We start from the raw sequence: 20247 nt of genomic DNA, 5'->3' as shown, positions 1-20247 counted from the left end.
CGGAGACGCCTGATGTCCACGCCCACCCGCCGCCCGGTTGCCTCGCTCTGGATCGGGCCGCGCCTGCATTACCTGAACCAGCTGTGCCTGTTGTCGCACATCCGGCAGGGGCACCCGACCACGCTCTATTGCACCGAAGCCGTGGACAACGTCCCCGAAGGGGTGGAGGTGCGCCCCGCGACCGAGATCATGACGATCGACATGGGCATCGTCTCGCAAACGTCTGAGTCGTTCCTGTCCAACGTCTTCCGCTACAAGATGATCCAGAAGACAGATGCCGTCTGGATCGACTGCGATGCCTATTGCCACGCGCCCTTCCCGGATGAGATGACGCATATCTACGCCGGGCACGGCTTCCGTGGCGCGCTGAACTGCGGGGTGGTCTATATCCCGCAGAAGGGCGCGCTGATGGATGCGCTGCTGGATTATTACGACAACCTGCCCGAGGCCCCAGCCTGGTTCAACAAGCAGCAGCGCAAGCGGCTGGACAAGCAGGACCGTTCGCTGCCGCAGGCGGTGCGGATCTACAATGCCGAACGCACCTCCTTCGGCCCGCAGGCTTTCACCTATTTCGCGCAGCAGACCGGCGATTACGACAAGGCGCTGACGCATGACGTGCTGTATCCGGTGCCGTTCCAGCTGAACGATGTGTTCTTCGACCCCTATGGAAGGGTCGAGGGGCACTTCACCGACAAGACGCTGTCGGTCCATCTTTACACCAACGGCACACGGCCGTGGTGGCGCAAGAACGCGCCGCTGCCCAATTCCTATGTGGCGCGGATGTGCGACCACATCGGTGTTGACCCGACGAAGGCGCTGGAGGAATGACTACCCCCTCGCTGACGCTGTTCTACATCGTCGAGCCGCCGGATTATCAGATCATGGCCTGCATGCTCTTGGCCTCGATCCGGCAGAATTTCGGGCCAGAGGTGAAGGCCGTGGGCTATTGCCCCGAACACTGCATGGGTGAACTGGACCCGGCGGTGCTGAAGGCCCATGCCATGGCCGGGGCCGAGGTCAGGCCGATGAAGACCGAAGGGATGTGGGACGAGCCCTATCCCCATGGCAACAAGATCGTGGCCTGCCTGCAAAAGCGCGAGACGGAGTTTTCCGCCTTTGTCGACAGCGACGTGCTGTTTCTGGAACCGAACACGCCTTCGGCGCTGGTGAAGCCCGGACATGTGTCCTGTTCGATGGCCGCGTCGATGCAATGGGGTGACCATGCGACGTGGGAGCGGATCTATGCGCATTTCGACATGCCCGTCCCCGAGGAGCGGCTGGTGCTCATGCGGCAGAAGGCGCTTGGTCCGGTGGTGCCCTATTTCAGCGCGGGCTTCATCCTGTTCCCCGAAGCGGCCGGGCCGCAGGGCCGGTTCCCCGATGTCTGGTATGACACCGCGCGCGAACTGGACCGCGACACCGACCTGCCGAAGCGGCGGCCCTATCTGGACCAGATGACCCTGCCTCTGGCCATTCAGCGTGCCGGGATGCGCTGGAACATCCTGCCCGAGGAAGAGCATTTCATTCTGGGCGGTCAGCTGCGCGGCAAGCCCCTGCCGAAAAACCGCGGCATCAAGACCGTGCATTACCGCAACTTCGCCGTGCTGCGCGAAACCGGGCTGATGGCCACGGGTCGCGCCATGCAGCGCGAGGAATTCGGCGTGGCCTATATCCGCAACCTGAACGGCGCGGCGGCCGAGGAGGAAGAGGCATGACCCTGGCCGCAGACCCGGCAGACCGGCCGGAAAAGCCGGTGAAGTCGCCGGAAGACCTGATCCGCCGCCACAAGCGGAACCTGCGCAAAGCCTCGGCCGAGGGGTTTCTGGCGGGCGTCTGCGCCATGCTGCGTCCGGGGGATGTGGTGCTGGACTGCGGGGCCAATGTGGGCAAGGTCACCGCCCGGCTGGCCGCCACCGGCGCCCATGTCCATGCGTTTGAGCCGGACCCCTTCGCCTTTGCGGAACTGAGCCGCGCCAGCGCCGGGCTGGAGAATGTCACCCTGCACAATGCCGCCGTGGGTGCCACCGCGGGCACGATCCGTCTGATGCGGGCCGCGAATTTCGGCGACAACCCCACCGGGGCCAGCGTCAAAAGCACGATCGTCGCCGGGGGCCGCAGCATCGACGAAAGCGAGGGGATCGAGGTCAGCCTGTTGTCTTTCCCCGATCTGCTGCGCGATCTGATCGCAAGGCATGGCGATATCGCGCTGATCAAAATGGATATCGAGGGCGCCGAACTCGACATTCTCGAGGCGCTGGAGGACACTGGCCTTCTGGGCAGCATCCGCTGCATGGTGGTCGAGACGCATGAACGCAAGTTCAAGGACCTGCGCGCCCGCTACCGCGATCTGCGCGCGCGTATGGAAGAGCCGCCCCATGCCGGGCGCATCTATCTGGACTGGATCTAGGGGGCGGGCGTGGCCACGGGCTCTCTGACCGAATTCACGCGCTTCGGCTATGGGCCGGCCCCGGGCGACCGGGTTGAAGGCACAGGTGTCGATCCCGACCGGCTCCTGGCGCAGCTTTCCCTGCCCGCCCCTGAGCGGGAGGATGGCCTTGCCGACCGTCTGGCCCTTCTGGCGGATCAGGAACGCGAGAAGCAGGCAATGAAGGCCGGCGGTCCCAAGACCGATGTGGCGATCAAGCAGCTGCGGCAGCGCGCCGCGGCCGATGTGCAGGCCTATTTGTGGGACCCCGTGCTGTCGGACGCGGGCTTTGCCGAACGACTGGTGAATTTCTGGGCCAACCGGCTGACCGTGGCCTGGCGCCGCGGCCCGGTGGAATTCCTGATGGGTCCCTATCGGGATGAGGCGATCCGCCCTCATATCGGCGGGCGCTTTGCCGATATGCTGGCCGCCTCGGCCTGGCATCCGGCGATGATGGTCTATCTGGATCAGGCGGCTTCGGTCGGGCCGAACTCTCCCTTCGGACAGAAGCAGCGCAAGGGCCTGAACGAAAACTATGCGCGTGAGTTTCTGGAACTGCACACCATGGGCGGTGTGGGCTACAGCCAGACGGATGTGACCGAGTTGGCGCGGCTGTTCGCCGGCATGCGCTATGACGAAGAGGGCGCGCGGTTTGACAGCGCGCGGTCCGAGCCGGGCGAGAAGATCATTCTCGGCCAGACCTACCTGAACGGCCCGGATGAGATTGCCCGGCTGGTTGAGACCGTGGCTCTGCGGCCGGAAACGGCGGAGAGCGTGGCGCTGGCGCTGGCGCGGCATTTCATCGCCGACGTGCCGCCCGCCGATCTGGTGGCGGGTTTGGCGGCGGCCTATCTGGCGGGCGGGTCCGATCTGCGACCGGTTTATCAGGTGTTGCTGAGCCATCCTTCCGCGGCCGATCCGGGTCGATGGAAGGTCCGCAGCCCCCATGAATATCTGGCGGCCAGCCTCCGTGCGCTTGGCGTCACGCCGGACATCGCCGGGGGCCGCAAGGTCAAGCTGGCGCTGAGCGAGGCGCTGAGGACGATGGGCCAACAGCCGCTGCGGGCGCCCGGTCCCGATGGCTGGCCGGAGATGGCCGAGGGCTGGGTGACGGCGCCTTATCTGGCGGCGCGGCTGGCTTGGGCCGAGACTTTGGCGCAGAAGCTGGGCGAGGGCGCGCTGCCTGCCGATCTGGCGCGCTTTGTGCTGGGCGACGGCACGGAAGGGCCCGAGGCCGACACGATCCGTGCCGCGTCCCGCGCGGAACAACGGTGGGAAGGCGTGGCGGTGCTGCTGGGCGCCCCGGTCTTTCAGCGGAGGTAGCCATGGCGGTCCTGTCCAGACGCAATTTCCTGATCGGTTGTTCCGCGGCAGCGGCGCCCCTGTTCACGCCGGTCACCTTTGCCGCGGCGCCGGGAGAGAACCGTCTGGTCGTCATCGTATTGCGCGGCGCGATGGACGGGCTGGATCTGCTGCGTCCCTTGGGCGACCCGGCGCTGATGGCGCTGCGGCCGCGGCTGACCAGACATGCGCTGCGCGATCCGCTGGATCTGGACGGCTTCTTTGCGCTGCATCCGGCCTGTGCCGATCTGATGCCGCTGTGGCAGGCGGGTGAACTGTCCTTTGCCACGGCGGTGGCCACGCCCTATCGCAGCCGCAGTCATTTTACCGGGCAGGATTTTCTGGAGAATGGCGGCGATGCCCCCGGTGGCAACCTGACCGCTTCGGCCGATGGCTGGCTGAACCGCGCGATCCAGCTGATGCCGGGTGCTAGGGCGGAAATGGCGGTGGCCATCGGGCAGGAGCCGATGCTCATCCTAGAGGGCAAGGCCCCCGCGCGCCACTGGCTGCCGGTGGCCGACAGCGCGCTTTCGGCGCAGGGGCTGGACCTTCTGGGCGATCTTTATGCGGGCGACCCGGCCTTTGCCGCCGCCTATGCCGAAGCCCTTGCCCTGCGGGACGAGACGGAGGCCGCCGATCCCAAGGAAAAGAAAGATATGCTGGGCCAGTATGTTGCAGGCCGCCTGAATGCCGAGGCGCGGATCGCGGCCTTCTCCTTCTCGGGCTGGGACACCCACCACAATCAGGAAGCGGCGATTTCCCGCCGTCTGATGGCGCTGACCAGCCTGTTCCTCACGCTGAAGGACGAACTGGGCGCCAACTGGGACCGCACCGCCATTCTGGCCCTGACCGAATTCGGCCGCACCGCGGCCGAGAACGGCACAGCGGGCACTGATCACGGCACCGGCGGGGCGGCCATTCTTGCCGGGGGCGCGGTGCGCGGCGGAAAGATCCACGGCAACTGGCCCGGGCTGGATGAAGCCAGCCTTCTGGACCGCCGCGACCTGATGCCGACCGAGGATGTGCGCGGACATGCGGCCAGCCTTCTGCATGCGATGTTCGGCCTCAGGCTCTCTGATCTGGCTGCGACGGTATTTCCTGCATTGGACCTGACCACGCCTTACGGGCTGGTGCGCTGACCATGGGCCGGGACAGCCAGGAGCGGCGCCGAAGGCGTGACGCAGAAGCTGCGCCCGCGCGGCTGGATCCGGAGGAATTGCTGGGCGACATCGACGCATGGAACCTGCGCGAAGACGGCGGCTGGCTGCGGTTCGACGCGCGGCTGGAGGATGGCGCGCGCGCCTATCTGCGGTCGCGGGCGGGCGGGGATATTCTGGCCGATGCGCCGGGGCCGCTTTATGCGATCCTCGGGATCGGCGGGGCACGGCGGGCGGGGTTCAATGCCGGGCCGCCGCAGTTCCGGTTCAACGTGCTGGCCCCCGCAGACCACATTGGTGCCGTGGGACTGGAGGGCACCGCGCGGGCCGAGCCGGTCTCCTCCCTGCAACATCTGCCGCACCGCAGCCGTGAGGCGCTGGTGGCCGATCATCTGCTGGACCTGCGCTACCGCGACCGCCGGGGCCTGCCGCTGATCCTGACCCGGGCCGAAACGGATGCCAGCGCCAGCCTTGGCGCGCTGTCCGGCGGGCTGGCCATGGCCAATCTGGTCACCGCGCTGGACAATCTCTGTATGGCCGCTGAGACGTTGGGGCGCCCGGCGCAGGTTCTGGCCGTGGGGCTGGAATTCGGGGCCGAGGATCTGGGCACCGACAGCACAGGCTTTGCCGAGGGCATCCGTGCGCTGATGACGCGGCTGAGCGAGGAGATGCGCCGCCGCGGGCTGGCCCCGCCAGTCTATCTGGCCTGCGCCGAGAACGGGGATCACCCGTCCACCCCGGCATGGTGGGAACTGGCATGGTGCCCCGGCCCGCACCGCCTGCGGATCACCGCGCCCGGCTATATGGCCGCGCGGGATGGGTTCGGGCGGTTGACCGAGGCAGGGCGCGATATGCTGGCCGCGATGGACGCCCATGCGCTGCGGGCGGTGGAACAAGGGCAGGACTGGCTTTGCCCGCTGCCCCTGCTGGCTGAGCATCGGGGGGCCGAGATCCGCGTGACTTTCCGCGCTTTGGCGGATTTGGTGGTCGACGCGGCAGATCTGTTCGGGGCCGGTCCCGCCGCGGGCTTTGCCCTGACGGGTGATCCGGCGCAGATCACCGGCGTGGCGATTGCCCCGGATGATCCGCAGGTGGTGGTCCTGACGCTGGACCGGCCGCTGACCGGAACTGCGGCCCGGCTGCGGCTGGCCATCGGCGGGCCGTCCACCCTCCGCGACACTTGGGCGGCGGGGGGGCTGCACCGTTGGGCGCTGCCTGCCGATCTGCCCCTTCATCCGCAAGGCACAGCGCCATGAGCTTTACCCGCGACACGATCCGCGACGGCAACATCTGCCTGATCTGGATCGACGATATGATCGACATCTTCACCTGGCGCGATGCCTTTGGCGTGACGATCCGCACGCCCAACATCGACCGGCTGATGGCCGAGGGTACCCGCTTTGCCAATGCCTATGCTACGATCCCCCTCTGCGCCCCCTGCCGGGCCGAGGTGTCGACGGGCCTTTCCCCCTTCGTCACCGGGCTGGTGGACCTGAACCGCTTCTGGCGCGATGCGCTGCCGCCCACGGCAAGCTGGGTCTATGACCTGCGCCGGGCGGGGTTCCACACCATGACCACCGGCAAGACCGATGCCAATTACAAACCGATGCCGGAGGAGTATCGCCGCATCCTGTTTCACGAGGATATCCCCGCCGATGACGTGGGCAAGCGGCGGCGGGTCCATGCCTATCTGGACAAGGGGCCGGGGATCGAGGGGGTGAACCACCCGGACGACGACGGCAGCTTTGACCATACGTTTTACGACCACAGCGTCGCGCAGAATGCGATCGACTTTCTGGGCCGGGCGGACCCGGCGCGGCGGCACCTGATCCAGCTGGGCTTCAAGCATCCGCATTACAACCTGACCTGCCCGGACCGGTTCTATCAGATGTATGATCCGGCGCGGATTGTCTGGCCGCGCAGCGCGCATCCTGAAGATTACCACGGCCCGCAGCCCGGTATGGCGGTCTATGAGATGGCCTATATCGTCAACGGCCGCTGGTCGCCCGAAAAGGCCGGGGATGAGGCATGGCGGCAGGTGGTCCGCGGCTATTTCGCGGCCTGTTCGCATGTTGATCATGAGATCGGCCGGTTCATGGACGCGCTCCGTGCCTCTTCCTTCGGGGAGAATACCACGGTGCTGCTGGTGTCGGACAACGGGTTCAACCTTGGCACCCATGACAGTTTCCACAAGATGAGCCAGTGGGACAGTGCGGCCCATGTGCCCCTTGGCCTCTGGCATGCCGACATGCCCGGCGGGCAGGTGGTCGATTGCCCGGTTTCCCTGCACAACCTGCCAAAGACGCTGCTGGACCTTGCCGGTCTGCCACCGCGGCCCGACTGGACCTCAGGCCAAAGCCTGCTGCCCTTGGTGGACGACAGCTTCGGCGCCTATGACCGCGCGCAATCGCCGCTGACGGCGGTTTTCGGCACCCTGTCGGTGCGCCCCTCGGTCCCGGGGTTGGAGCATCTGCGCTATTTCCGCTACCCGAACGGCGAGGAGCATGTCTATGACGTGGTCCGCGATCCGGGCGAGACGACGAACCTTGCCGGCGGCGCGGAAACGCCTGCGCTCCGCGCCGAACTGGTGACGGCGGCAGCAAGGCTGGGGCTGGACCTGTCGGGGATGGAGGCGCCGGACAGCGGCCTGACCGCGATGATGGCCATGGACGGCACCGTGGCCCTGCAACTGCCGCCGGGCGGTGCCCATGTCTGGGCCTATGGCGCCGCGGCGGACCGTGTGCAGGCCAGCCCCGGCGCTGACCATGTGCTGTGGTATCTGGGCGGGCCGGATGACCATGTGCTGCGGGTGCCTGCCGGGATCGGCACGCTGCGGATCGGCACGGTGACCTCCCGCGAAGAGGGCGAAGGCCATGCCCCGCGGGCCTATCAGGTGGTGGCCCATCCGGACAGCGCCATCACCTTTGAAGCCTCAGAACGCGTCCCGGTCGAGGTGCAGGGCAGCGACCGCGGCGACCGGATGTTCGGCCCGGTCTATGCCGGCGCCGTCTTCCGCGGCGGGGCGGGGGATGACCTTCTGGTCGCCGTCTCGGGCCGCCGCAATGACTGGCACGAATTCTACGGCGGGCCAGGGAATGACACGCTGATCGGCGCGGCAGGCCGGGCCACGCTGGACGGCGGCGCGGGCGATGATGTCATTCAGGGCGGCGACGGGTTCAACCGCATCTATGGCGGGCCGGGGAATGACACGATCACCGATGGCGACCGCAGTTCGATCATCCACACCGGACCGGGGCGCAATACGGTAAAGGCGGGCTTGGGCGCGCATATCTTCCACATCGGCCCGGGCGAGAACCTTGTGACCGGCGGCCCCGGCGGCAACACCTATCGCATCGCCTATGGCGGGGTGTGCCGGATCACCGACTGGACAGATGAAGACCGGATCGTGCTGGAAGACTGGCCCGCCGCGCCGCAGATCATGGCGGGGTCGCAGGGGGTGACCCTGACGCTGGGCCTGTGCACCGTGCTGTTGGAAGGGGTGGCGGATGCCGCTGCGGTGGCCGCGCGTGTGGCGCAGGGCAGTGCCAGCGACGCGGTGGAGCGCCCGGGCAAGCGCCGCAAAGCCATGGTCGAGGAAGACGAGTAGGGCCGGACCCCCCGGAAGGGACCGGCCCGAAGACGCTCAGGCGTGGATCGCGCCCAGACCGCAGGCAAGGGCGGCTTCGCGCACCGCCTCGGAATAGGTCGGGTGGGCGTGGCAGGTCAGCGCCAGATCCTGCGCGCTGGCGCCGAATTCCATTGCCACGCAGACCTCATGGATCAGGTCGCCCGCGCCCGGCCCGATGATGTGGCAGCCCAGAATGCGGTCGGTTTCCTTGTCGGCCAGCAGCTTGACGAAGCCGTCGGCCTGAAACACCGCCTTGGCGCGGGCATTGCCCATGAAGGGGAACTTGCCGACCTTGTAGGCGCGGCCTTCGTCCTTCAGCTGCTCTTCGGTCTTGCCGACGCTGGCCACCTCGGGCGTGGTGTAGACGACGCCGGGGATCACGTCATAATTCACATGGCCGTGCTTGCCCGCGATGACTTCGGCCACCGCCATGCCCTCATCCTCGGCCTTGTGGGCCAGCATCGGGCCGGGCACCGCATCGCCGATGGCATAGACGCCGGGCACGCTGGTCTGCCAGTGGCTGTCCACCTTGATCTGGCCGCGGGGCAGTATCTCGACGCCAAGCGCCTCCAGCCCCAGACCGGCGGTATAGGGCTTGCGGCCGGTGGCGACGAGGACGGCATCGGCGGTGATCTCGCCGGCGCTGTCGTCCTTGCGCAGCTTCCACGACACCTTGGCGGTGTCGCCCGTGCGTTCCACCGACTGGACCGCCGCGCCGAGCACGAAGGTGAAGCCCTGCTTGGTCAGGATCTTCTGGAAGGACTTCGCCACTTCGCCGTCCATGCCGGGGGTAATGGCGTCCAGATATTCCACCACGGTCACCTTTGTGCCGAGGCGGGCATAGACCGAGCCCATTTCCAGCCCGATGACGCCCGCGCCGATGACGACCAGCGTTTCCGGGATCTTGCCCAAGGCCAGCGCGCCGGTGGAGGTGATGACGACCTCCTCATCCACGGTGATGCCCGGCAGGACCGAGGGTTCCGAGCCGGTAGCGATGATGATATTCTTGGCGTTGTGGACCTCGTCCCCCACCTTGACCTGACCGGCGGCGGGGATCGAGCCCCAGCCCTTCAGCCAGGTCACCTTGTTCTTCTTGAACAGGAATTCGATGCCCTTGGTGTTGCCGTTCACCACATCCTGCTTGTAGGCCTGCATCTTCGTCCAGTCGACCGTGGGCGCGCCGCCCATCAGGCCCATCTTTTCAAAGTTCTCATGCACCTCATGCAGGTGGTGCGTGGCGTTCAATAGCGCCTTGGACGGGATGCAGCCGATGTTCAGGCAGGTGCCGCCCAGCGTCTCGCGCCCTTCGACGCAGGCGGTTTTCAGCCCCAGCTGGGCCGCATGGATGGCCGCGACATAGCCGCCGGGGCCGCCGCCAATCACGATCACGTCGAAGTCTGCCATGGTGGTCTCCTTTGGAACCGCAGGCCGGGGGCTTCGCGCCCCCGGACCCCCGCGGGATATTTATGAACAGATGAATGGAGTCAGAAGAGGGCTGACACCAGAAGCACAAGGGTTGCGGCAAAGCCCGCGGCCCAGATGGCAGACCGCCACGGGACCCAGGCAAAGGCATAGGCGGGCAGATAGAGGATGCGGGCCGCGACATAGACCCAAGCGGCCGTTGCGGTCAGCGTGGTGGATTGGCCCGAGACGGCGATGATCAGCGCGGCCGGGGCGAACATCGCCAGCCCTTCGAAGCCGTTCGTCACCGCGCGCATCAGCCGGCCCAGCCGTTTCGGGATCGGCGGCAGCGGGCCGTCGCGGGGACCGGCGGTGATGCGGGTGCCGAGGTGCAGGTTGGCAACAAGGGCCATGATGACCAGAGTGGCGATCTGCACCAGAACGGCGGCGGCAAGGGCGGTCAGTTCTGCTGTCATCATCCGAAAAGCCCCAGGAATAACAGCGCCAGCGTGGCGAAAAAGCCCGCGGACCAGATCAGGCTGCGCCCCGGCACCCAGGCGAAGGCATAGGCGGGCACATAAAGGATGCGGGCCACGACGTAGGCCCAGGCCAGCGCCGCGGTCAGAGCGGAGGTCTTTTCCGCCAGCACCACCACGACCACGGCGATGATGAAGGGGCCGATATTCTCGGTGAAATTGGCATTCGCCCGGCGCAGGCGCAGGGTGACGGGGGAAAGCCGCTCCTCCATCCCCTCGCGCGTGCCCATATTGCCGTCCCGTCCGATGTCGCGGGTCAGCGACCGTTGTGCCACCATCACGCTGGCGAAATGCACCAGCGCGGTGGCGGAGAGGGCGGCAAGTTCGGGCGTCATGTCAGGCGGTTTCCAGAAACAGCGGGCTGAGCGGATGGCCGAGGGCGGATTCCTTCGCCAGCCAGTCCTCGGCGCGCTTGCGGTTGACCACCTCGAACAGCACCAGGACGCGGCTGCCGTCGGCGGTCCAGATCTGCAGGGTGTTCAGCCCGGCGCTGTCGATATCTTCGGCCTTGGCGTCGAAGGTGGATTTCCAGGCAGTGAAGTCGGGGGCGGTGGTCTGGATCAGAAGCTGGGTCATGGCAAGGCTCCGGCCGGTTGCGGGGCGGGCAGGATTGCCCGACCTGCGGAAGGAGCGTCCGGCGCAGGGATATGGTTCCCTGCGCCGGTCCGGGATCACAGATCCATCAGCAGGCGGCGGGGGTCTTCCAGCGCTTCCTTGACGCGGACGAGGAAGGTCACGGCGCCTTTGCCGTCAACGATGCGGTGGTCGTAGCTGAGGGCGAGATACATCATCGGGCGGATGACGATCTGGCCGTTCACCACCACCGGGCGGTCCTGGATCTTGTGCATGCCAAGGATGCCCGACTGCGGCGGGTTCAGGATCGGCGAGGACATCAGCGAGCCATAGACGCCGCCGTTCGAGATGGTGAAGGAGCCGCCGGTCATTTCCTGCATGGTCAGCTTGCCGTCGCGGGCACGCAGGCCGTATTCGCCGATCTTCTTCTCGATCGCGGCAAAGGACATCTGGTCGGCGTCGCGCACCACCGGCACCACAAGGCCCGAGGGCGTGCCGACGGCCACGCCCATATGGACGTAGTTCTTGTAGACCACATCGGTGCCGTCGATCTCGGCATTGACCTCGGGCACTTCCTTCAGGGCATGCACGCAGGCCTTCACGAAGAAGGACATGAAGCCCAGCTTGACGCCATGCTTCTTCTCGAACTGGTCCTTGTAGGCGTTGCGCAGTTCCATGATGCCGGACATGTCCACCTCGTTATAGGTGGTCAGCATGGCTGCGGTGTTCTGCGCGTCCTTCAGGCGGCGGGCGATGGTCTGGCGCAGGCGCGTCATCTTCACGCGCTCTTCGCGGGCGGCGTCATCGGCCGGGACGGGCGCGCGCGGGATCGACACCGGGGCGGCAGGCGCCGCAGCCGCGGGGGCGGCGACCGCACGGGCCACGTCTTCCTTCATGACGCGGCCATCCTTGCCGGTGCCCTGCACGGCATCGCGCGACAGGCCGGCTTCGGCCATGGCCTTCTTGGCCGAGGGCGCGTCTTCGACATCCTTCGCGGCCGGAGCTGCGGCGGGGGCCGGGGCCGGGGCTGCTTCGGCCTTGGCGGCGGGGGCCGGGGCGGCGCCCACGGCGCCTTCGGTCACGATGGCCAGTCGGGCGTTCGCCGCGACCGTGGTGCCTTCGGGCGCCAGAATCTCGGCCAGAACACCGGCCACCGGCGAGGGCACTTCGACCGAGACCTTGTCGGTCTCCAGCTCGCACAGCATTTCGTCCTGCTTGACCGTATCGCCAACCTTCTTGAACCAGGTCGAGACGGTGGCTTCGGACACCGATTCACCCAGGGCGGGGACCATCACGTCAGTCATCTTTTCACTCCCAGCCCTTGGCGGGCGTCAGTCAGAAATTTCGGGTGCGCCCCCGGGGCAGGGGGCGCAAAGGGTTCAGATCGTCAGCGCGGCATCGACCAGTGCGGCCTGTTCGGCCTTGTGGCGGCTGGCCAGACCCGTGGCGGGCGAGGCCGAGGCGACACGACCGGCATAGCGGGCGCGGGTGGTGGCACCGCCGCGGGTCTTGGTCAGCAGGGTTTCCAGCTCCGGCTCGATGAAGGACCAGGCACCCTGGTTCTTCGGCTCCTCCTGGCACCAGACGAAATCGGCATTCGGGAAGCGCGACAGTTCCACTGTCAGCGAGACGGTCGGCACCGGATAGAGCTGTTCGACGCGCAGCAGGTAGACATCGTCCAGACCGCGGGCATCGCGTTCGGCCAGAAGGTCGTAGTAGACCTTGCCCGAGCACAGGACCACGCGGCGGATCTGATCGTCGGCCTTCAGCTTCAGCTCCGAATTGCCCTTCTGCGCATCGTCCCACAACACGCGGTGGAAGGTGGAGCCGTCAGTGAAATCCGCAGCCTCGGAGACACAGAGCGGATGACGCAGCAGCGACTTCGGCGTCATCAGGATCAGCGGCTTGCGGAAGTCGCGGTGCAGCTGGCGGCGCAGGATGTGGAAATAGTTCGCCGGGGTCGAGCAGTTGGCGACGATCCAGTTATCCTCGGCCGAGAGTTGCAGGAACCGTTCCAGACGCGCGGAGGAATGCTCTGGGCCCTGACCTTCGAACCCGTGCGGCAAGAGGACCACAAGGCCCGACATCCGCAGCCATTTCGATTCCGACGAGTTGATGAACTGGTCGAACATGATCTGCGCGCCATTGGCGAAATCGCCGAACTGGCCTTCCCACAGCGTCAGTGCATTGGGTTCGGACAGCGAATAGCCGTATTCGAAGCCCAGAACCGCATATTCCGACAGCATCGAGTCGATGACCTCATACCGCGCCTGGCCGGGACGGATGTGGTTCAGCGGATAGTAACGCTCTTCGGTGTTCTGTTCGACAAAGGCGGAATGGCGCTGGCTGAAGGTGCCGCGGGTGCAGTCCTGACCGGACAGCCGCACCGGGAACCCTTCGACCTGAAGCGAACCGAAGGCCAAAGCCTCGGCCGTGGCCCAGTCAAAGCCTTTGCCGGATTCGAACATCTTCTTCTTGGCTTCCAGCTGACGGGCCACCGTCTTATGGATTTCGAACCCGTCGGGCACGCGGGTCAGCGCGCCGCCGATTTCGGCCAAAGTCTCCGGCTTGATCCAGGTTTCGCCACGCTGATAGTTGTCGGCGCCCTGCGGTTGCAGCGACTTCCACCGCCCGTCCAGCCAGTCGGCCTTGTTCGGCTTGAAGTTCTTCCCGGCCTCGAACTCTTCGTTCAGGCGGGCCTGGAAGGCGGCCTTCATATCCTCGATCTCGCCCTCGGGGATCAGGCCGTCCTTGACCAGACGTTCGGTGTAAAGCTGAAGCGTGGTCTTCTGCTTGCGGATGTGCTGATACATCACCGGGTTGGTGAACATCGGCTCATCGCCTTCGTTGTGACCGAAGCGGCGGTAGCAGAAGATGTCCAGCACCACATCCTTGTGGAACTTCTGGCGGAATTCGGTCGCCACGCGGGCGGCATGGACCACCGCCTCGGGGTCGTCGCCGTTGACGTGGAAGATCGGCGCCTCGACCATCAGGGCGATGTCGGTCGGATAGGGCGACGTGCGGCTGAAGTGCGGCGCGGTCGTGAAACCGATCTGGTTGTTCACAATGATATGGATGCAGCCGCCGGTGCGGTGCCCCTTGATGCCCGAAAGCTGCAGGCATTCCGCCACCACGCCCTGACCGGCAAAGGCCGCGTCGCCGTGCAGCAGGATGGGCAGAACGGCGACACGTTCAGCCGCGTCATTGTACTGGTCCTGCTTGGCGCGGACTTTACCCAGAACAACCGGGTTCACCGCCTCAAGGTGGCTGGGGTTCGCGGTCAGCGACAGGTGGACCGTCTGGCCGTCGAAGGTGCGGTCCGACGAGGCGCCGAGGTGATACTTCACATCGCCCGAGCCTTCGACTTCATCCGGTTTGTAGCTGCCGCCCTGGAATTCGTTGAAGATCGCCTTGTAGGGCTTGGCCATCACATTGGCCAGAATGTTCAGGCGGCCGCGGTGTGGCATGCCGATGACGATTTCCTTCACGCCAAGCGCGCCGCCGCGCTTGATGATCTGTTCCATCGCCGGGATCAGTGCCTCGCCGCCGTCCAGACCGAAGCGCTTGGTCCCCATGTATTTCACATGCAGGAACTTCTCATAGCCCTCCGCCTCGACCAGCTTGTTCAGGATGGCGCGGCGGCCTTCGCGGGTGAAGGCGATTTCCTTGCCGTAACCCTCGATCCGTTCCTTCAGCCAGGCGGCCTGTTCCGGGTCCGAGATATGCATGTATTGCAGCGCGAAGGTGCCGCAATAGGTGCGCTTCAGGATGTCGATGATCTGGCGCATCGACGCATGGGTCAGTCCCAGAACGTTGTCGATGAAGATCGGCCGGTCCATGTCGGCTTCGGCAAAACCGTAGGAGGCGGGGTCCAGTTCCGGGTGCGCGGCCTCGTCCCGCATCTTCAGCGGGTCGAGATCGGCCGCCAGATGGCCGCGGATCCGGTAGGCGCGGATGATCATCAGCGCGCGGATGCTGTCGATCACGGCGCGTTGCAGCTGCGCCTCGGTCAGGGCGACGCCCGCATCGGCGGCCTTGTCGGCGATCTTCTTCGCCGCGGCCTTGGTCTCTTTCACCGGGGCGGCGGGCCATTCGCCCGTCAGCGCGCCGGTCAGATCGTCCGAGGGCACGGGCGGCCAGTCGGCCCGGGCCCAGCTGGGACCGGCGGCGGCCTTCTTCGCATCGGTTTCAGCCTCGCCCAGGGCGCGGAAGAACTCTGCCCATTGCGCATCGACGCTGGCCGGGTCCGCGGCATAGCGCGCCTGCAGCTGATCGATGTAATCGGCATTGGCCCCATCCATGAAGGACGAGGCGTTGAAAGCGGCGTTGGGGCTCTGATCGGTCATCTTTGCCTTCCCAGACGGGAGCGGGTTTCATGTCGGAAAGGCGCGGCCTCCCGTCCGCGCCCTTCGGGAGGTAGGAACCGGACCTGTGAAGGCCCGGTTAAAGCATGGGCGTTCAGCCCTTGATCGCCTTCAGCACGGCTTCGCCAAGGCCCGCCGGGCTGTCGGCCACGACGATGCCTGCGGATTTCATCGCTTCGATCTTCGACCCGGCATCGCCCTTGCCGCCGGCCACGATGGCACCGGCATGGCCCATGCGGCGGCCCGGAGGGGCAGTGCGGCCCGCGATGAAACCGGCGGTCGGCTTCCAGCGGCCGCGCTTCTTCTCATCGGCCAGGAACTGCGCGGCTTCCTCTTCGGCCGAGCCGCCGATTTCGCCGATCATGATGATCGAATGGGTTTCCGGATCGGCCAGGAACATCTCCAGCACGTCCAGATGCTCGGTCCCTTTGATCGGGTCGCCGCCGATGCCCACGGCCGAAGACTGGCCCAGACCCACGTCGGTGGTCTGCTTCACGGCTTCATAGGTCAGCGTGCCCGAACGCGACACCACACCCACCGACCCCGGAGAGAAGATGGAGCCCGGCATGATGCCGATCTTGCACTGGTTCGGGGTCATGACGCCCGGGCAGTTCGGCCCGATGAGCCGCGACTTCGAATTGATGAGGGCGCGCTTGACCTTCATCATGTCCAGAACCGGGATGCCTTCGGTGATGCAGACGATCAGCGGGATTTCCGCATCGATCGCCTCAAGGATCGAGTCGGCCGCAAAGGGCGGCGGCACATAGATGACGCTGGCATCGGCGCCGGTCTTTGCCACCGCGTCATGGACGCTGTCGAACACCGGCAGGCCCAGATGCTCGGACCCGCCCTTGCCCGGGGTCACGCCGCCGACCATCTGGGTGCCGTAGGCAATGGCCTGTTCGGTGTGGAAGGTGCCCTGGCTGCCGGTGATGCCCTGGCAGATCACCTTGGTTTGCTTGTCAACGAGAACGGCCATCCGGGCCTCCTTGCAGAATGTTCTGTTCAACCGGCGGTGCGGATGCGCGGGCCGCCGTCAGGTTTCGGTCGGGTCATCCGCCCCTTACGGGCAGATGATGCGGATTTCGCGCCCGTCGCTGCGGCCCTGGGTGGCCAGCGCGGATTGCTCGGCGCAGACGGCGGGGATTTGCGGAACATTGCCCGGATGGGCCGTCAGCAGATCCGCGCCGCAGCCCGACAGGGCAAGGGCCATCAGAAGGGCAGGAACGGTGAGTGTCAGGCGCATGAGGAGCTTTCCTTGTCTGCGATGACGGAACGAAATCAGCTGTCGGCGGGGCGGGCCAACCCGCCGCCGCCCCGTATAGTGCGGATCAGCCCTTGACCGCCTTGACGATCTTCTGTGCCGCATCCGACAGGTCGTCGGCGGCGATCACGTTCAGACCGCTGTCATTGATGATCTTCTTGCCCAGATCGACATTGGTGCCTTCCAGACGGACGACCAGAGGAACCTTCAGGCCGACTTCCTTCACCGCGGCCAGCACGCCTTCGGCGATGATGTCGCAGCGCATGATCCCGCCGAAGATGTTGACCAGAATGCCTTTGACGTTCGGGTCCGAGGTGATGATCTTGAACGCCTCGGTCACCTTCTCTTTCGTCGCGCCGCCGCCCACGTCCAGGAAGTTGGCCGGTTCCGCACCGTAAAGCTTGATGATGTCCATGGTGGCCATCGCCAGACCGGCGCCGTTCACCATGCAGCCGATCTCGCCGTCCAGCGCGATATAGTTCAGGTCGAACTTCGACGCTTCCAGTTCCTTGGCATCCTCCTCGGTCTCGTCGCGCAGGGCGGCGATGTCGGGATGGCGGTAGATGGCGTTGCCGTCAAAGCCCATCTTGGCGTCGAGCAGCTTCAGGTTGCCGTCGGTCATCACCACGAAGGGGTTGATTTCCAGCATGTCCATGTCTTTGTCGATGAACAGCTGATACAGCTTCTTGACGATGGACACGCATTGCTTGACCTGCGCGCCCTTCAGGCCAAGCGCAAAGGCCACGCGGCGGCCATGGAAATCCTGCAGGCCGGTGGCCGGATCGACGGTGATCGTCAGGATCTTTTCGGGGGTCGAATGGGCGACCTCTTCAATGTCCATCCCGCCCTCGGTCGAGGCGACAATCGAGATGCGGCTGGTCTTGCGGTCGATCAGCAGCGCCAGATACAGCTCGCGCTCGATGTCCGAACCGTCTTCGATATAGATGCGGTTCACCTGCTTGCCGGCCGGGCCGGTCTGGATGGTGACCAGCGTGCGGCCCAGCATCTGGCGGGCGAATTCGGCGGCTTCCTCGACCGACCGGGCCAGACGGACACCGCCCTTTTCGCCGGCTTCCGGCTCGACGAACTTGCCCTTGCCGCGGCCGCCAGCATGGATCTGCGATTTCACGACCCAGAGCGGCCCGTCCATCTCGCCCGCGGCGGTCTTGGCCTCTTCGGCCTTCAGCACGACGCGGCCGTCCGACACCGGAACCCCGTAGGACCGGAGCAGCGCCTTGGCCTGATATTCGTGAATGTTCATCTGAGCGTCCCGTATTCGGTGATGAATTTGCGGGCTTTCTGGCATGGAACCGCCTCCGCGACAAACTCAATCGCCCAGCTGCACAGCAATGGCGGCAAAAATCCGCGCTTTGTGATCACAGGTTTTCAGGGTGTGATCACAGTTCGGAATCCTGTGATCACCTGTCCGTGGAAACCGGCTGCGGCTTGTTTGCGCCAACATGATTCGCCGCATCGCGGCATCAGTTCAGCAGCACCGCGAACAGCATCGCATCGCCCTGCACCAGCCGCGAAAACTCGTTCCACGACAGGGGCGAGGCGAGGAGGCCCTTCCGCGCATAGGGCAGCAGCGCCGCCCCCTGCACCACGCCCACCAGATCCACCCGTGGCGGGTTTTCGAACAGAAGCCGCAGGTCGATTCCCGCCTCTGCGCCATAGCGCCAGTGCGGGATCAGCAATTCCCCCTTCAGCATCTTTTCGGCATCGGCCAGCACCGCCTGCCAGCGTTCGCCCAGACCCGGCGGCATGGCGATGCCCAGCCCCGAGATTTGCCGGTCGTTCGGAATCCACTCCCGCTCATTGTCGGTTTCGGCCTCCACCAATGCCCAGAACCGGCGGTTTTCCTCGACCATGGCCAGAAGATGGGCATGGGCGCTGCGGGTCCGCTCGGGGTCGGGCTGCTGGGCCAGCGCATTCAGCACCATCGCCACCCGGTCCACCTGCCGCCCGAACATGAAATCCCAAGCGTTGGACGGCGGTGTCTCGCCCCAGAGGTCATACATCGCCGCCGAAGAGGCCATTACTCCGTCCACGGCCGGGGCCGGATCATAGGCCAGCGCCAGTTCGGCAAAGGCCGACAGGAAATGGGTATAGGCCGACAGCCAGGCCGCATCGGCGGTGTCAAAGCGGATGACGGGCGAGGCCACATCCGCCCCGGTCATGCCCCGCCCGCCAAGCGCAAGCCCGGCGACCTCGGCCAAAGACTCCCCCGGATCGCGCGCGGCATTGGCATTGATGTCGAACCACAGGTCATCCACCGCGATTTCCAGCACAAAGTCGCGCGGCCCCAACTGGTTCAGCGCCACCTGTGCGGCGGTCATGTCCACCGCAAGGCCGGTCAGCAAGGCCTCCAGATCGGCGCCGGAAAACGGTCGCGGCGCGGGGTTCTCCGGGATGGGCAACCGCAGCACCGGCAATTCCGACCAGTCCGACCGGGCGCCGGTCTGCCAGCGCAGCTGCAGCGCCGCCTCGATCCCGGTCAGGAACCGCAAGCCCGCCAGCGCGAAAAGATCCGGCGGCGCGGGGTCGGTCAGCGCCGCCAGCCGCGCCTCGGTCGCAGACAGGCCCTGCGCGGCAATCTCCGCCGAAAGGGGCGCAGGATCGGCCAGAAGGGGCAGGGGCATCAGGGCTAAAGCGGCAGCAAAAACAGCGTGGCGCATGGAAACCTCCCAAGCTTTTCCCGGACTACGCGCCTTCCGGGCGGAGAGGTCAAGTCCGGCCAGCCTTTTCCAGTTTGCCCAAATATCCCCGCCGGAGGCACGGTCCGAGGCGGTTGGCCGCAGGCCAGAGCCGAGAAACAAGCGTGCAGCCGCCCTTGCGGCTGCTCCGCTTTACAGCGGCTGCATCCGGGCCAGACGCTGGCCGCGGGGAAGTCGCGCCTCGGGCCAGTCGATCTGCCAGCCGGCGGCCCGCGCATCGGCCTCAACCGCGGCAGCCGGACGGTGCCAGGGCGTGCGGTCGGGATGGGTCACCACGCCATCGGGCTGGCGCAGCGGGCCCTGATGCCCCTCGGGTACCAGAAACACCGTGACCAGCAGCATCTCCAGCCGGGGGAATTGCCGCAGCCGCGCCAGCGCCGGGCGCAGCGGTGCCGCGGGCAGATGGGTGAAGACGCCCCAGGCGATGGCATGGGTGATGTCGTCGGGCACGTCCGGAAAGGCGAAATCCGCATCCTCGATCAGCTGGCTCAGCGGCAGGCGGCTGCGGTCGGCGTCGGTCAGCTCCACCTCCCATCCGCGCCGCATCAGCCCGGCCGAGGCATCGGTGCCCCAGTAATGCCCGGGGTTCAGATAGGGCACCGCCATATAGCCCAGCCGCAGACAGCCGCAGCCGATATCCAGAAGCCGGTGATGCGGCTGAAGCCCCGCCTTGTGCAGGACATCCATCTGCGCCAGCGCGGTTTCCTCCCAGCGTCCGCCCACGATGTCACGGTGTTTGCCCTGTGACAGCGCGGTCTCATAAAAGCCGGGGATCAGATAGGGGGAGGCATGTCGTGTCATTCAGCGCGGACCTGGGGTTTCACACCCCCGGACCCCCGTG

Annotated in this window: 17 protein-coding genes and 1 pseudogene; 7 read left to right on the top strand and 11 right to left on the bottom strand. The window is 66.1% G+C overall.

From position 1 onward, the window contains the following. Positions 1–12 precede the first annotated feature (12 nt). The 7 genes from ACO2Q5_RS07725 to ACO2Q5_RS07695 are packed head-to-tail and all read left to right on the top strand — an operon-like array spanning position 13 to position 8530. Positions 13–828: a hypothetical protein gene (locus ACO2Q5_RS07725; RefSeq protein WP_423289602.1), complete on the top strand. Its 816-nt coding sequence runs from the start codon at positions 13–15 to the stop codon at positions 826–828. Next, entirely contained in the window at positions 825–1715 is an 891-nt protein-coding gene (locus ACO2Q5_RS07720; protein WP_423289600.1) for a hypothetical protein, read from the top strand. The genes ACO2Q5_RS07725 and ACO2Q5_RS07720 overlap by 4 nt, the downstream gene beginning before the upstream one ends. Continuing rightward, positions 1712–2407: an FkbM family methyltransferase gene (locus ACO2Q5_RS07715; RefSeq protein ID WP_423289598.1), complete on the top strand. Its 696-nt coding sequence runs from the start codon at positions 1712–1714 to the stop codon at positions 2405–2407. Before ACO2Q5_RS07720 ends, ACO2Q5_RS07715 begins: the two co-directional genes overlap by 4 nt. Before the next feature lie 9 nt (positions 2408–2416). Then, complete coding sequence (locus ACO2Q5_RS07710; RefSeq protein ID WP_423289596.1) at positions 2417–3748, top strand: DUF1800 domain-containing protein; 1332 nt, start codon at positions 2417–2419, stop codon at positions 3746–3748. Positions 3749–3750: 2 nt separating this feature from the next. Continuing rightward, entirely contained in the window at positions 3751–4905 is a 1155-nt protein-coding gene (locus ACO2Q5_RS07705) for a DUF1501 domain-containing protein (protein ID WP_423289594.1), read from the top strand. 2 nt (positions 4906–4907) lie between these two features. Continuing rightward, on the top strand, positions 4908–6179 hold the full coding sequence (locus ACO2Q5_RS07700) for a hypothetical protein (RefSeq protein ID WP_423289592.1): 1272 nt from the start codon (positions 4908–4910) through the stop codon (positions 6177–6179). Beyond that, positions 6176–8530 (top strand): sulfatase-like hydrolase/transferase, encoded by a 2355-nt coding sequence (locus ACO2Q5_RS07695; RefSeq protein WP_423289590.1) that lies wholly within the window; start codon positions 6176–6178, stop codon positions 8528–8530. Before ACO2Q5_RS07700 ends, ACO2Q5_RS07695 begins: the two co-directional genes overlap by 4 nt. A 36-nt stretch (positions 8531–8566) precedes the next feature. Here ACO2Q5_RS07695 and lpdA read toward each other — a convergent pair whose 3' ends face one another. The 11 genes and pseudogenes from lpdA to ACO2Q5_RS07640 form a co-directional block, all read right to left on the bottom strand. Then, complete coding sequence (lpdA, locus tag ACO2Q5_RS07690; protein ID WP_423289588.1) at positions 8567–9955, bottom strand: dihydrolipoyl dehydrogenase; 1389 nt, start codon at positions 9953–9955, stop codon at positions 8567–8569. An 80-nt stretch (positions 9956–10035) separates the two neighbouring features. Beyond that, complete coding sequence (locus ACO2Q5_RS07685) at positions 10036–10431, bottom strand: MAPEG family protein (protein WP_423289586.1); 396 nt, start codon at positions 10429–10431, stop codon at positions 10036–10038. After that, complete coding sequence (locus ACO2Q5_RS07680; RefSeq protein ID WP_423289584.1) at positions 10428–10823, bottom strand: MAPEG family protein; 396 nt, start codon at positions 10821–10823, stop codon at positions 10428–10430. Before ACO2Q5_RS07680 ends, ACO2Q5_RS07685 begins: the two co-directional genes overlap by 4 nt. A gap of 1 nt (position 10824) precedes the next feature. Beyond that, on the bottom strand, positions 10825–11064 hold the full coding sequence (locus ACO2Q5_RS07675) for a hypothetical protein (protein ID WP_423289582.1): 240 nt from the start codon (positions 11062–11064) through the stop codon (positions 10825–10827). 95 nt (positions 11065–11159) lie between these two features. Beyond that, a pseudogene (odhB, locus tag ACO2Q5_RS07670) lies at positions 11160–12380 on the bottom strand (2-oxoglutarate dehydrogenase complex dihydrolipoyllysine-residue succinyltransferase); the annotation flags it as partial. Between the two features lie 60 nt (positions 12381–12440). Next, positions 12441–15407 carry a 2-oxoglutarate dehydrogenase E1 component gene (locus tag ACO2Q5_RS07665; protein ID WP_423289580.1) on the bottom strand — a complete coding sequence of 989 codons (2967 nt, stop codon included), beginning with the start codon at positions 15405–15407 and terminating at the stop codon, positions 12441–12443. A gap of 112 nt (positions 15408–15519) precedes the next feature. After that, complete coding sequence (gene sucD, locus ACO2Q5_RS07660) at positions 15520–16404, bottom strand: succinate--CoA ligase subunit alpha (protein ID WP_423289578.1); 885 nt, start codon at positions 16402–16404, stop codon at positions 15520–15522. A gap of 84 nt (positions 16405–16488) precedes the next feature. Then, positions 16489–16671 (bottom strand): hypothetical protein, encoded by a 183-nt coding sequence (locus ACO2Q5_RS07655; protein WP_423289577.1) that lies wholly within the window; start codon positions 16669–16671, stop codon positions 16489–16491. 85 nt (positions 16672–16756) lie between these two features. After that, complete coding sequence (gene sucC / locus ACO2Q5_RS07650; RefSeq protein ID WP_423289575.1) at positions 16757–17950, bottom strand: ADP-forming succinate--CoA ligase subunit beta; 1194 nt, start codon at positions 17948–17950, stop codon at positions 16757–16759. A gap of 220 nt (positions 17951–18170) precedes the next feature. Beyond that, the gene (locus ACO2Q5_RS07645; RefSeq protein WP_423289573.1) at positions 18171–19367 is read right to left on the bottom strand and encodes a hypothetical protein; all 1197 of its coding nucleotides are present in this window, start codon (positions 19365–19367) and stop codon (positions 18171–18173) included. A gap of 171 nt (positions 19368–19538) precedes the next feature. Next, positions 19539–20207: a class I SAM-dependent methyltransferase gene (locus ACO2Q5_RS07640; RefSeq protein WP_423289571.1), complete on the bottom strand. Its 669-nt coding sequence runs from the start codon at positions 20205–20207 to the stop codon at positions 19539–19541. Positions 20208–20247: the final 40 nt, after the last annotated feature.

This window comes from Neotabrizicola sp. VNH66 (genome assembly GCF_049445895.1).
GTDB lineage: Bacteria > Pseudomonadota > Alphaproteobacteria > Rhodobacterales > Rhodobacteraceae > Pseudogemmobacter.
The sequence above is the reverse complement of the archived record's forward strand: the minus strand, read 5'-3'. Positions and strand labels throughout refer to the sequence as shown.